Annotated in this window: 12 protein-coding genes; 8 read left to right on the plus strand and 4 right to left on the minus strand. The window is 39.9% G+C overall.

Annotation, left to right across the window (positions count from 1 at the left end; genetic code table 11):
- Positions 1-533 precede the first annotated feature (533 nt).
- The 6 genes from HMPREF2619_RS10365 to HMPREF2619_RS10390 all read left to right on the plus strand — a co-directional run bounded on the left by HMPREF2619_RS10365 (position 534) and on the right by HMPREF2619_RS10390 (position 5,504).
- Positions 534-1,148, plus strand: a complete 615-nt coding sequence (locus HMPREF2619_RS10365) for a YesL family protein (RefSeq protein ID WP_070461117.1) — start codon at positions 534-536, stop codon at positions 1,146-1,148.
- Positions 1,126-2,799: a sensor histidine kinase gene (locus tag HMPREF2619_RS10370; RefSeq protein WP_083279659.1), complete on the plus strand. Its 1,674-nt coding sequence runs from the start codon at positions 1,126-1,128 to the stop codon at positions 2,797-2,799. Before HMPREF2619_RS10365 ends, HMPREF2619_RS10370 begins: the two co-directional genes overlap by 23 nt.
- A 2-nt stretch (positions 2,800-2,801) precedes the next feature.
- Complete coding sequence (locus HMPREF2619_RS10375) at positions 2,802-4,088, plus strand: response regulator transcription factor (protein WP_070461119.1); 1,287 nt, start codon at positions 2,802-2,804, stop codon at positions 4,086-4,088.
- 62 nt (positions 4,089-4,150) lie between these two features.
- Positions 4,151-4,684, plus strand: coding sequence for an ABC transporter permease (locus tag HMPREF2619_RS10380; RefSeq protein WP_061863452.1), 534 nt, complete (start codon positions 4,151-4,153; stop codon positions 4,682-4,684).
- Positions 4,685-4,756: 72 nt separating this feature from the next.
- Positions 4,757-5,224, plus strand: coding sequence for a class Ib ribonucleoside-diphosphate reductase assembly flavoprotein NrdI (nrdI, locus tag HMPREF2619_RS10385; RefSeq protein WP_070461121.1), 468 nt, complete (start codon positions 4,757-4,759; stop codon positions 5,222-5,224).
- A 70-nt stretch (positions 5,225-5,294) separates the two neighbouring features.
- Complete coding sequence (locus HMPREF2619_RS10390) at positions 5,295-5,504, plus strand: hypothetical protein (RefSeq protein ID WP_070461123.1); 210 nt, start codon at positions 5,295-5,297, stop codon at positions 5,502-5,504.
- Positions 5,505-5,539: 35 nt separating this feature from the next.
- On the opposite strand, the gene HMPREF2619_RS10395 is transcribed toward HMPREF2619_RS10390, so the two are convergent.
- Both HMPREF2619_RS10395 and argS read right to left on the minus strand, forming a co-directional pair.
- Positions 5,540-5,788 (minus strand): hypothetical protein, encoded by a 249-nt coding sequence (locus HMPREF2619_RS10395; protein ID WP_049527311.1) that lies wholly within the window; start codon positions 5,786-5,788, stop codon positions 5,540-5,542.
- 728 nt (positions 5,789-6,516) lie between these two features.
- Positions 6,517-8,208, minus strand: coding sequence for an arginine--tRNA ligase (gene argS / locus HMPREF2619_RS10400; protein WP_070461125.1), 1,692 nt, complete (start codon positions 8,206-8,208; stop codon positions 6,517-6,519).
- Positions 8,209-8,350: 142 nt separating this feature from the next.
- Here argS and argR point away from each other — a divergent pair, with 142 nt between their 5' ends.
- Entirely contained in the window at positions 8,351-8,797 is a 447-nt protein-coding gene (argR, locus tag HMPREF2619_RS10405) for an arginine repressor (RefSeq protein WP_001231485.1), read from the plus strand.
- Between the two features lie 199 nt (positions 8,798-8,996).
- Positions 8,997-11,531, plus strand: coding sequence for a DNA mismatch repair protein MutS (mutS, locus tag HMPREF2619_RS10410; protein ID WP_070461126.1), 2,535 nt, complete (start codon positions 8,997-8,999; stop codon positions 11,529-11,531).
- 40 nt (positions 11,532-11,571) lie between these two features.
- Here the strand turns inward: mutS and HMPREF2619_RS10415 are convergent, their stop codons facing one another.
- Positions 11,572-12,030: a DUF3021 domain-containing protein gene (locus HMPREF2619_RS10415; RefSeq protein ID WP_061863449.1), complete on the minus strand. Its 459-nt coding sequence runs from the start codon at positions 12,028-12,030 to the stop codon at positions 11,572-11,574.
- Complete coding sequence (locus tag HMPREF2619_RS10420; RefSeq protein WP_070461128.1) at positions 12,027-12,467, minus strand: LytTR family DNA-binding domain-containing protein; 441 nt, start codon at positions 12,465-12,467, stop codon at positions 12,027-12,029. The genes HMPREF2619_RS10415 and HMPREF2619_RS10420 overlap by 4 nt, the downstream gene beginning before the upstream one ends.
- Positions 12,468-12,659: the final 192 nt, after the last annotated feature.

Here is a 12,659-nt window from a genome sequence, read left to right on the forward strand (position 1 = left end):
CGTTTTATAGAGAAAAAAAGAATACAGGACAAACAAATTCCTGTATTCTTAAAATAACTTAGAACAGATATGATAATGAAGCGACTAATAAGATTATAGCGCAAATTATTTTTACGATTTTTACATATTGTTGTTTGAACAATTTATCAGAGAAAAGAGTCAATACAAGCGCAACACAAAACAAAGTAGTTCTTAAAGTCATGATTCATACTCCTTTCGTTATTTTGTTAATCCAGTAAATAAGTTGAATAGTAAGTATTTAATCTGCAAATATGTTTATCTTTTCTGAAAACTCCTTTGGTCATTGATCGGTATCACTATCTATATTTATTATAGCACAAATAACATTATTAAACAATTATATTTATCCTTTATAAACTAACATTTGGCCATTTGACAAGGATGGATACCTGCTCCGAACTTGCTTCTAAAAGGTAGCAGGTTCAACTCTCACTGCCTTTTCTTTCCTCCTATTTTTGAGAGCGCTTGAAATATGTTATAATAGTTCTAGATTATTTTTTTGGAGGCAAACCGTGGGAAATTTTATTGAGCTAGTCTTTCATCGTTTCTTTTTGGGGATGATAGCTACAGCTTATTTTTGGTTATTGACACTAGCGGGAGGAGTAGTCTTTGGTATAGCGCCAGCTAGTGCGACTCTCATGAGTTTATTTGCAGAACACGGCTATTCTTACCGTGCTTATCGTTTCAAGGAAGCATGGGATTTATTTAAGAGTAATTTTGTTAAAAGCAATCTCAGTTTCTACACCTTTATGGGACTTGACTTGATGTTGATTTATGGTTTGTATCTCATGATCCAATTGCCGCATCAGACCATTATCCACTTGGCAGCAACTTTTTTAAATATCTTTTTGGTGGCCTTGGTATTTTTGGCTTATACAGTTTCTCTAAAATTGCAAGTTTATTTTGACTTATCCTATCAAAATACCTTGAAGCTAGCCTTTATCGGAATTTTTATGAGCTTGTCAGCAGTGGCAAAAGTTCTTCTTGGTAGCGTCTTGTTAGCCATCATTGGCTTCTATATGCCAGCCCTCATTATTTTTGTAGGGATTGGAATGTGGCATTTCTTTATTAGTGATTTATTGGAGCCTGTTTATGAAAACATTCATGAAAAATTGGCGTCCAAATAGAATGAAACAATTTTGGCTTCATTCGCTCCTTAGAACCTATAGCTGGGTGATGATTGTCATCATTGCTAGTTTTGCTCTTTTGATTTCCTATGTAAACTGGGATAGTCGCGAAAAAGAAGCAAGACAGGTTTCCCAGCGGGTTTTGACTCGGACGGTGAGCGAGGTTGAGTATTATTATCGAGAGTCAGCGCGTTCAGCCCAAAGTTTAGTAGATAATCAAGCGAGAATCGAGGGAATTTATAAGTATTTTAGCCTTAGTACCCCAGATTATTTCTATTGGCAACTGGAGCGTAAGGCATCACCCTATGTTTCTGTATCCATTTATGAAAATATCGATGACCTTTATGTGCGCAATGATTTTGTAACGGGTGTAGCTATTGTCTTGCAAGACTCAACAGAAGTTTTTGTTTCGACTAGGGACAATCGTAGTGGTTACAAGGTTTCTGCAGACGCCTTTAAGCCAGATCCTAATAGTTTTGCCGTTCCCGTATCCGATCCAGTATCGGATCAAGCTCTTGGAGTTATTTATGTTTCTGTATCTTCCGATGTTTTTTATAAGGCTATTGACAATACCAGAGGAAATATCCCAATTGCTGTGAGCATAACCTCTCCTTTTGAAACGGATATGTTTCACCAAGGTGAAAAAAGTGATCGAGAGGAATGGTTGCAAGACGAGACTGCTCATGGTTATCAGGTTCAGGTTGCAGTTCCTCGAGGTTATGTCCTTAGTGGTAGTATCTCTAGTTCTGTCTTTATTCTTGCTTTGAGTCTCCTCTTTATCGTTATTTTATATGTAACCTTGAAAAAAACATTTTCGAAGTATCAAACACAGGTTGTTGACCTAGTGGAAACAATCCATGATATTGCGCAAGGGGAGCAGGGTAAAAGAATTGATCTCACGAAAAAAGACCAGGAATTGCTTTTAATCGCTGAGACGACAAATGATATGTTGGACCGACTGGAGAGAAATATCCATGATATTTACCAGCTTGAACTGAGTCAAAAAGATGCCCATATGCGCGCTCTACAAGCTCAGATAAATCCACATTTCATGTACAATACCCTCGAGTTTATACGGATGTACGCGGTCATGGAAAACCAAAATGAACTAGCGGATATTATCTACGAATTCAGTAGTCTCCTGCGCAACAACATCTCTGATGAGCGAGAAACAACATTAAAGCAAGAAGTGGAGTTTTGTCGGAAGTACAGTTATCTCTGTATGGTTCGCTATCCAAAATCCATTGCTTACGGATTTAAGATCGACCCTGACTTGGAAGAAATGCGCATTCCAAAATTCACCCTCCAACCCTTGGTGGAGAATTATTTTGCCCACGGAGTTGACCACAGAAGAACGGATAATGTTATCAGTATCAAGGCCTTGAAAAAAGAAGGCTATGTTGAGATTTTGGTAACCGATAATGGGCGTGGAATGCCTGCCGAAAAATTAGCAGAGATCCAGGATAAATTAGCTCAAAGAACCTTTGAACATATAGTGGATTATAGTGGGAAACGCCAGTCCATTGGGATTGTCAATGTGCATGAGCGCTTTGTGCTCTGCTTTGGTGACCGGTATGATATCAGTGTAGAATCTGTTGAAAAAGAAGGTGTTCGCTATCAAATCACCATTCAAAACGAAGAGAAAGGATAAAGATGTATAAAGTACTTTTAGTGGACGACGAGTACATGATTACAGAAGGTCTCAAACGTTTGATTCCTTTTGATAAGTGGGATATGGAAGTCGTTGCAACAGCCAATCATGCTGATGATGCTCTGGACTACGTTCGAGAACATTCCGTCGATATTGTTATTTCAGATGTCAATATGCCTGACAAGACAGGACTTGAAATGATTGGGGAGATGAAGGAGTTGTTGCCAAATGCTTACTATATCCTCCTTTCAGGCTACCAAGAATTTGACTATGTCAAAAAAGCCATGAATCTCAATGTCGTTGATTATCTGGTCAAACCAGTCGATAAGGTTGAACTGGAACGCTTGCTTGAAAAGATTGCCAGTCAGCTTGGTGAAAAATCTCATGAGCCCGAAATATTGAGTCAGCAACTCGATGAAGAAGCCTTCAAGACTCATCTCAGCCAAAAAGAAAACTGGTGGATTGGACTTTCAAAAGAAAAACAAGGGGATTTTGTTATTCCCTACTATGTTCTAGGTCAGGATTGGCAGATCGTCCTTGCAGATCAGGAATTTGAGGGCTTATTGGTCATGCCTTTTGAAGCACCTTATCAAATCAACTTTGAAAAGTGGAAGCGTGATGTTGAAAAGACTCTCTTTTATGGATCGGTCAATTTAGATCAGTCTGAAAGTCTCTTTTCTTATTACGAGCCCATCTATCGAGTGATTATTCAAGGAAATCTCCAGCAGATTATCGAGGAGTTGACCTTACTTGAGAAGATTGTCTTAGAAAACACACCGAGGGTATCCATTACCAAGCAGCTCTTTACCCAGTTTGTCATGGATGTTTTCCATCTTTTTGAACATCTGAAGGCAGACGACATGACAGATATTGTCAAGAACATTCATGCCATTACAACTTTTGAGGATTTAGTCGCTTATACTAAGGAAACCTTGACATCCTTCTTCGGCCAATACCGCATGAATGAAAATGTAGTCAGTGTGCTTGAAGTTATTGGTAGAGACTACAAAAAAGAGCTTTCCCTCAAGGATATCAGCAAGGATCTCTTTATCAATCCCGTTTATTTGGGGCAGTTGATCAAGAAGGAAACCAATTCCACCTTTGCAGAGCTTCTCAATAAGCAACGCATCAAGGCAGCTCAGCAGCTCTTGCTATCTACAAATGATAGTATTGAGGATATTTGCTATACGGTTGGTTACAGTAATGTAGGCTATTTCTATAAGGTCTTTCGAAAACTATGTGGGAAGTCTCCTAAGGCCTACCGTAAACAGGTGGAAGCAAACTTGTAGGATTTGTTTTGCCTGTTAAAATATGCTATAATAAACTAAAAAAACATAAGGGGGTTGCTTTGATGAAAAAGAAACCAATCTATCTATGGGTATTACTGATTTTTTCAGCCTTACTCTCAGCAATGTCACTATTTGGAATCATATCTCCAGTACCTACTGCGGAGGGTATGAACAATCTAGAAACATCAGCATCAGGTGTTAATGCTACTTATGCTAAGGAGCTCGTTGCTTACACCATTAAGGTATCGGAGCATGGCCATTCAATCTTCAGCATTCTCTTGGTTGTCTTATCTGTTATTCTGGTTGTTGTAGCTTTGGTTTTCCTTATTCGTAAAAACCTTCAATTGGCTAACTACACTTATCTTGCTTATGTCTTCGTTGCCATCGTTGGTTCTATCTACAACTTTATCGGAGTTCAGGATGCGGTTTCACTTTTTACAGACCCTAACATCCGTATGGGAGCGGAGCTTGGTGCCAAAGGTTCAGCCATTTTTGGGATCGTACTCAATGTTATCTTCCTAGCAATCGTCTTCTATAAAATGTGGCGTCAGCAAAAAGAATTAACAGAAACTCAAGAAGAGGAAGAACTTGCCTAAGAGTTGACAAAGCATAACTATCAAGATACAATCTTGGTAGTTATTTTTTATGATTCAAAAAAGGAGGAGAAAATGAAAAAAATTTCCTTAGTCTATATCAGTCTGAGTGGAAATACGGAGAGTTTCGTAACACGATTGAAGGCTTACCTATTAGAACAGTATGAGAACATTGAAGTAGAAAAAATTCATATTAAAGATTTGGTCAAGGAAGGAGAAGATTTCTTTGAAATGACCAACCCATATGTTGCTTTTCTACCGACTTATTTAGAAGGTGGCAATGGTGTTGACAATGGAGATGTGGAGATTTTGACTACTCCAGTAGGTGATTTTATCTCCTATGGAGACAATGCCAGCAAGTGTTTTGGTGTCGTAGGATCAGGCAATCGTAATTTTAACAACCAATACTGTTTGACGGCTAAGCAATACAGCCAACGCTTTGGTTTCCCCGTTCTAGCTGACTTTGAGATGCGTGGAATGCTGGGAGATATCAAGAAGGTCGCAGGGATTATTGCAGAGCTTTATGAACTTGAATCCTTGTAAGAGGATAGAGTTGCTGGGCTAGATTTTTATCCCATGGATCATAGAATTATTTCAAAAGAGAACAGTTCAAATGAGTAAACTACAGAAATCATTTTTAAAGTATATAAAACGCAAACCAAGCTTCAAGGATATTATGCTATGCAGTGCTTTGTTGCTCTTGGCAATTAGTCTGATGATGTTTTCTGATAAAATTTTTGATGAAGATGAATCACCATTTGGAACCATGGTATCCTTAGGGATTGTTATCCTGGTAGAAATCTTAGCTGTCAGAAATAAATAAAAAAGACTCGAGAAATGGTATCTCGAGTTTTTTTGTTAGTTGCGAATTTCGTCAACGATTTCTTTTGAAATGGGGATCCCTAAACGGTAACCTTTGTTGATGTAGTCAATGACATCATTGATATTTTCTATCGTTTGGATTTTCTCTTTGATAGTTGCACGAAAATCTTGATCTTTCAATAGTTGGTCCTGAAGCAGTCTTTGAAGTTTCTCTTTTTCATATTTGTTGACAAGAAAGAGAAAGAGAAGACTAATAACAACTAAGATATAAGCGTATTGGCTCATAAAAATTCTCCCTAAGTGATAAAGAAATGAATAGCAAGAGAAAAGCGAAGAGTCTCCGCTTTTCAAGTCATTCTAGTGAAGTAGTTAGCTAGTCCGCATAAAAGTGGCTAGCGTCTAACAATTAGGAACTTTAGTTCCAGTAACTTTAAGATTACGACGTCTTTCGGTAGAAATCGATAATATTTCTATTGAAAGACTAGTAAAGCGCCTAGCCAAAGTCCGAATAGGATTTGGCGTTAGTTATTTAGACTGCTTTACAATAAAGTGATTAAAAGCCTACGACATGAACCTAACCAAATCGATATTATTTGGTTAGGTGAATTAGTGAAGCGTTTAGGCAATTCGCCTCATTTACGACGTCGTGGCCCTCTAAATAGATTATATTTAGGGGCCATGACTAGTGAAGCAGTTAGCTAGTCCGCATAAAAGCGGCTAGCGTCCAACAATTAGGAACTTTAGTTCCAGTAACTTTAAGATTACGACGTCTTTCGGTAGAAATCGATAATATTTCAATCGAAAGACTAGTGAAGCGCCTAGACAAAGTCCGAATAGGATTTGGCGTTAGTTATTTAGACTGCTTTACAATAAAGTGATTAAAAGCCTACGACATGAACCTAACCAAATCGATATTATTTGGTTAGGTGAATTAGTGAAGCGTTTAGGCAATTCGCCATATAGCGATTGCCGTCAAGAGACTAGGAACTTTAGTTTCAGTCTCTTGTAACGATTTACATCTTCTCTGGTGCTTCTACGCCCAGCAGACGAAGTGCTTCTTTGAGGACAACTGCAGTTGCATAGCTGAGAGCTAGACGACTGTCGCGTTCTGGACTTTCATCCAAGATGCGAGTGTGAGCGTAATATTTGTTAAAGGCTTGCGCTAAGCTAATTGCAAATTTAGCAATGATAGAAGGTTCAAAGTTATCTGCCGCACGATTGATAATACGTGGGAAGTCTTGGATGAGTTTAATGATTTCCCAGCTTTCAGGATCATTCAAGCTATAGTTGGCAGCTGTTTCTGGTTTGAAATCCGCTTTGCGTAAGATAGATTGGATACGAGCATAGGCGTATTGAATATAAGGACCAGTCTCACCTTCAAAGGATACCATAGCTTCAAGATCGAAGTCGTATCCATTTGTACGGTCAGTTTTAAGGTCATAGAATTTAATGGCTCCAACTCCAACAGCATGAGCAACCTGGTCTTTATTTTCAAGTTCCGGATTTTTGGCTTCAATTTGCGCTTTGGCACGGCTGATGGCTTCTGCGACAGTAGGCTCTAGCAAGATAACATTCCCTTTACGAGTAGAGAGTTTCTTCCCTTCTTTTGTTACCAATCCAAAAGGAACATGGACAATATCTTGACTCCAATCGTAACCCATCTCTTGTAAGACAGCCTTAAGCTGTTTAAAGTGAGCAGATTGTTCTTGACCAACGACATAGATAGATTTAGCAAATTGATATTCGTTTTTACGGTAAAGGGCAGCGGCCAAGTCACGTGTGATGTAGAGAGTTGCACCGTCAGATTTCTTGATAAGAGCGGGGTGTTCAATTCCATATTTCTCAAGGTTGACAACTTGGGCACCTTCTGATTCAACAAGAAGTCCTTTTTCAGAAAGGATGTCTACAACTGCATCCATCTTGTCATTGTAGAAGGCTTCCCCGTTGTAGCTGTCGAATTCAACCTTCAATTCATTGTAAAGGCGGTTAAATTCCACCAAACTTTCATCACGGAACCATTGCCAAAGAGCGAGAGCTTCCTCGTCTCCATTTTCAAGTTTACGGAACCATTCGCGTGCTTCTTCATCCAAGCTAGGATCATTTTCAGCTTCAGCATTGATGCGAACGTAGAGTTTAAGAAGTTCATCAATCGGATGAGCTTTTACAGCTTCTTCGTCGCCCCATTTTTTGTAGGCAACAATCAGCATTCCAAACTGTTTACCCCAGTCTCCCAAATGGTTGACCTTGACTGTTTGATAACCGATTTTTTGGAAAATATGTGACAAGCTATCTCCGATAACAGTTGAGCGTAGATGACCAATAGAGAATGGTTTAGCAATATTAGGACTAGACATGTCGATAACAACATTTTTTTGTTTACCAATAGTTTGGTCAGCATAGTGTTCTTTTTCAGTGATAACAGCTTGTAATACTTGAGCAGAAATGGCATTTTTATCAAGGAAGAAGTTAACATAAGGTCCAGTAGCAACGACTTTTTCAAAGGCTTGGCTATTGATTTTTTCAGCGATATCTGCTGCAATCATTTGTGGAGCTTTTCTCTCAACTTTTGCTAGAGTAAAGGCAGGGAAGGCGATGTCTCCCATGTCAGAGTTTTTGGGTTGTTCTAGTAAATTTAAAATAGCCTCTTGATCCAGGCTGTCAATGACGCTAGCCAATTCGCTAGCAATCAATTGTTTTGTATTCATTATAAACTCCTTTGGACTTTTCTTCTATTTTATCACAATTTTGAGGAATGATAAGAATTTTTTTGAAATATTCAGTTTTTTTGGTATAATGTTCTTATTAAATAGTTGTAAAATGTTATAAATATTCACTCGAGAGGATGTTATGAGAAAAAGAGAACGTCATCAGTTGATCAAGCAGATGATCACTGAGGAAAAATTAGGGACTCAAAAAGAGATCCAGGATCGGTTGGAAGCACGCAATGTTTTTGTGACGCAAACGACCTTGTCGCGTGACCTTCGCGAACTGGGCTTGACCAAGGTTAAGAAAAATGATAAGGTCTACTACGTACTAGCAAATGAGACAGAGAAGATTGACCTGGTTGAGTTCTTGTCCCATCATTTGGAAGGTGTAGCAAGAGCTGAGTTTACCTTAGTTTTACACACTAAATTGGGTGAAGCCGCAGTTTTAGCCAATGTTGTCGATGCCAACAAGGATGAATGGATTTTAGGAACAGTTGCGGGTGCCAATACTCTCTTGGTAATCTGCCGAGATCAGCATGTTGCTAAACTCATGGAAGATCGTTTGTTAGATTTGATGAAGGATAGATAAGGAGGCTGGGACAAAAGTCCTAGCCTCTCAATTGTCTTTGGATTGTCGAGCAAGACGCAGTGGTTGAGTGGGCTCTACTACGCTGATTTCATCAGCTTTTACAGCCCTACTCAACTGTGCGGAGGTGGGACGACGAAATCGAATTCTAACGAATTACCGATTTCTGTCCCACTCTCTATTTTTAACAAGGAGAGAATGGATGATGACAGAAAAATTATCACCTGGCATGCAACAGTATGTGGATATAAAAAAACAATATCCAGATGCTTTTTTGCTCTTTCGTATGGGTGATTTTTATGAGTTATTTTACGAAGATGCAGTCAATGCTGCCCAGATACTAGAAATCTCACTAACCAGTCGCAATAAGAATGCTGACAATCCTATTCCCATGGCTGGAGTTCCTTATCACTCAGCACAACAGTATATTGATGTCCTAGTGGAGCGTGGCTACAAGGTTGCCATTGCTGAGCAGATGGAGGATCCTAAGCAGGCAGTAGGGGTTGTTAAGCGCGAGGTTGTGCAGGTGATTACCCCTGGTACAGTCGTCGATAGTAGTAAACCAGATAGTCAAAACAACTTTTTGGTGGCTATTGACCGTGACGGGCAGCAATTTGGTTTGGCATACATGGACTTAGTGACGGGTGATTTCTATGTGACAGGTTTATTGGATTTTACCCTGGTCTGTGGTGAAATCCGAAATCTTAAGGCAAGAGAAGTTGTCATCGGCTATGCCTTAACTGAAGAGGAAGAACAGATTCTCAGCCGTCAAATGAATTTGGTGCTTTCTTATGAGAAAGAATTATTTGAAGACATACATCTGCTGGATCCACGCTTGGCGCCTATTGAACAAGCTGTCAGCAGTAAGCTTCTTCAGTATGTTCATCGGACTCAGATGAGAGAGTTGAATCACTTGAAGCCAGTTGTCCGTTATGAAATTAAGGATTTCTTGCAGATGGATTATGCAACCAAGGCTAGTTTAGATCTAGTAGAAAATGCTCGTACTGGCAAGAAACAAGGGAGTCTTTTCTGGTTGCTAGATGAAACTAAGACTGCCATGGGAATGCGTCTTTTGCGCTCTTGGATCCACCGTCCCTTGATTGACAAGGATCGTATCCTTGAACGTCAGGAGGTTGTACAGGTCTTTCTGGATTATTTCTTTGAACGTAGTGATTTGACAGAAAGCCTAAAGGGAGTCTACGATATTGAGCGCCTGGCTAGTCGTGTTTCTTTTGGGAAAAGCAATCCTAAAGACCTCTTGCAATTAGCGACTACCTTGGGAAGTGTTCCACGAATTCGAGCAATTTTAGAAGGAATGGAGCAACCAGCTCTTGCCTATCTGATTGAACAATTAGATCCTATTCCTGAGTTGGAAAGTCTTATTAGCGCAGCCATTGCTCCTGAGGCTCCTCATGTGATTACCGAAGGTGGTATTATTCGGACTGGTTTTGACGAGACCTTGGACAAGTATCGTCGGGTACTGAGAGAAGGAACCAGCTGGATTGCTGAGATTGAGGCCAAGGAAAGAGAAAATTCTGGCATCAGTACGCTCAAGATTGACTACAATAAAAAAGACGGCTACTATTTCCATGTGACCAATTCGCAGCTTGGTAACGTACCAGCCCACTTTTTCCGTAAGGCTACGCTAAAAAACTCTGAACGTTTCGGGACAGAGGAGTTAGCTCGTATCGAAGGAGAAATGTTAGAAGCGCGTGAGAAATCAGCCAATCTTGAATACGAAATTTTTATGCGGATCCGTGAGGAGGTTGGCAAGTATATCCAACGCCTGCAAGCCCTAGCCCAAGGAATCGCTACTGTCGATGTCTTACAAGGTTTGGCAGTGGTAGCAGAAAATCAACACCTGATTCGGCCAGAGTTCGGAGAGGATTCACGAATTGACATCCAAAAGGGACGTCACGCAGTTGTTGAGAAGGTCATGGGAGCCCAAACCTATATTCCCAACAGCATCCAAATGGGTGAAGATACTAGCATCCAGCTGATTACAGGGCCTAATATGAGCGGGAAGTCAACCTATATGCGTCAGCTAGCTATGACAGCAGTCATGGCCCAGATAGGATCTTATGTTCCGGCAGAAAGTGCTCACTTGCCTATCTTTGATGCGATTTTTACCCGTATCGGGGCAGCAGATGACTTGGTTTCCGGTCAGTCAACCTTTATGGTCGAGATGATGGAAGCTAATAATGCTATTGCACATGCTACTGAAAAATCCCTGATTCTCTTTGATGAGCTTGGACGCGGAACGGCAACCTATGATGGCATGGCCCTGGCCCAAGCGATTATCGAGTATATCCATGAACATATCGGAGCCAAGACTCTCTTTGCAACTCACTACCATGAATTGACTAGCTTAGAATCTAGTCTGGAACATCTGGTTAATGTCCACGTGGCTACGCTGGAGCAAAATGGTCAGGTTACCTTCCTTCACAAGATCGAAGCAGGACCAGCTGATAAATCATACGGTATTCACGTAGCTAAGATTGCAGGGCTACCGACAGATTTGCTAGTAAGGGCAGATGCAATATTAACGCAATTAGAGAACCAAGGTCAGGAAAGTCCTGCTCCAATGAAACAAACACATGCAGTTTCTGAACAAATTTCCCTATTTGACTCGGCGGAAGAAAATCCTATCCTAGCAGAATTGGCTAAAGTAGATGTGTACAATATGACACCGATGCAAGCCATGAACCTCTTGTTAGAATGGAAACAAAAATTATAAATCAAAACCCACTCAGTCCTGTGAGTGGGTTTCTGTTGTATTATTTCTTCTGAGCCAATAATTGGTTGATGTGGGCAACCTTCTTTGATTCTCTTTTATAGAGAATCGCCCAGATGATGAGATAGACGATGGCAAACTCTGGGATGAGTTGAAGGATGAAAGTCCAGCGAAGTGGAAACCAACCTGCCAGAATTGCTAGAGGAACAAAACCTAATAGCATGAGGAAGAAGTGAGTGACAGTCGCACGAAGAAGGCTCCAGTCTTTGGCAAAGAGACGGCTACCAAAACTAAAGAGGACTCCGATAGCTGCCCAGATGATAGAACAGTAGAGCAAAACTAGAGCGCCATGTACCTGTTGTTGGATCATGAATTGGCCAATCAAAGAGTTGGGGCTAAGTGGTGCATAGTTGCTTGGTGAATAGATAAAAGAAAAGATAATAGATAGGATGAGGCCGATGAGGATACCAGTTGTGGCATCGTGGAAAATTTGTTTTTTCATAGTTCTAATTTCTCCTTAATAGCTTTGAGGTAACGGCGAGAAGAGTAGGTGAAACTGTCATTTTTTAGATAGATTTCAATCAAGCCGTTAGAGGTTAGTTTTAGATGACTAATAGCATCGATGTTGACAATTTCCGATTGGGAAATTTGGATAAAGGAAGCAGGTAAAATTTCACTTGCTTGGTAAAGACGAATGTCGAGCGCATAGGTTTGGCTATCCGTTTCAGCTAAGACTTTGCGATTTTCAATATATATACGTTGAATCTTACTAATCTGAATCAAGTAGACCTGGTCTTGGAATTTTCCTTTAAGAGTTTCGTTTTGATCCAGTGATTGAACAAAGTCTTGAACTTTTTGAATTCTAGGGGACAAAGATGGTGCTTCTATGATGATTTGTTCTTCTGCATATTGTTGATCAATGTCAAGTCTGACTTTCATATTTTCTCCTTTGTAAAGTTGTAATAGAGATCTCTTACTTACAAATCTATTAAACACCATTTTGTTGACAATTACAAGAAGCTTTGTCTATGTGGTCGGTTGAAGAGTCTATCTGGCAGGTGACCGTTTTCATAGAATTTTTAGAGTAAAGAAGTCAAAAAATAAGAAGGTAAGTGGTAAGAGTTTTTAGAA

Source organism: Streptococcus sp. HMSC074B11 (assembly GCF_001808705.1).
GTDB lineage: Bacteria > Bacillota > Bacilli > Lactobacillales > Streptococcaceae > Streptococcus.

Coding starts and splice junctions, on each gene's coding strand:
- HMPREF2619_RS10370 (WP_083279659.1), top strand. CDS start 1,126: ATGAAAAATTGGCGTCCAAATAGAATGAAACAATTTTGGCTTCATTCG.
- HMPREF2619_RS10375 (WP_070461119.1), top strand. CDS start 2,802: ATGTATAAAGTACTTTTAGTGGACGACGAGTACATGATTACAGAAGGT.
- HMPREF2619_RS10380 (WP_061863452.1), top strand. CDS start 4,151: ATGAAAAAGAAACCAATCTATCTATGGGTATTACTGATTTTTTCAGCC.
- nrdI (WP_070461121.1), top strand. CDS start 4,757: ATGAAAAAAATTTCCTTAGTCTATATCAGTCTGAGTGGAAATACGGAG.
- HMPREF2619_RS10390 (WP_070461123.1), top strand. CDS start 5,295: ATGAGTAAACTACAGAAATCATTTTTAAAGTATATAAAACGCAAACCA.
- HMPREF2619_RS10395 (WP_049527311.1), bottom strand. CDS start 5,788: ATGAGCCAATACGCTTATATCTTAGTTGTTATTAGTCTTCTCTTTCTC.
- argS (WP_070461125.1), bottom strand. CDS start 8,208: ATGAATACAAAACAATTGATTGCTAGCGAATTGGCTAGCGTCATTGAC.
- argR (WP_001231485.1), top strand. CDS start 8,351: ATGAGAAAAAGAGAACGTCATCAGTTGATCAAGCAGATGATCACTGAG.
- mutS (WP_070461126.1), top strand. CDS start 8,997: ATGATGACAGAAAAATTATCACCTGGCATGCAACAGTATGTGGATATA.
- HMPREF2619_RS10415 (WP_061863449.1), bottom strand. CDS start 12,030: ATGAAAAAACAAATTTTCCACGATGCCACAACTGGTATCCTCATCGGC.
- HMPREF2619_RS10420 (WP_070461128.1), bottom strand. CDS start 12,467: ATGAAAGTCAGACTTGACATTGATCAACAATATGCAGAAGAACAAATC.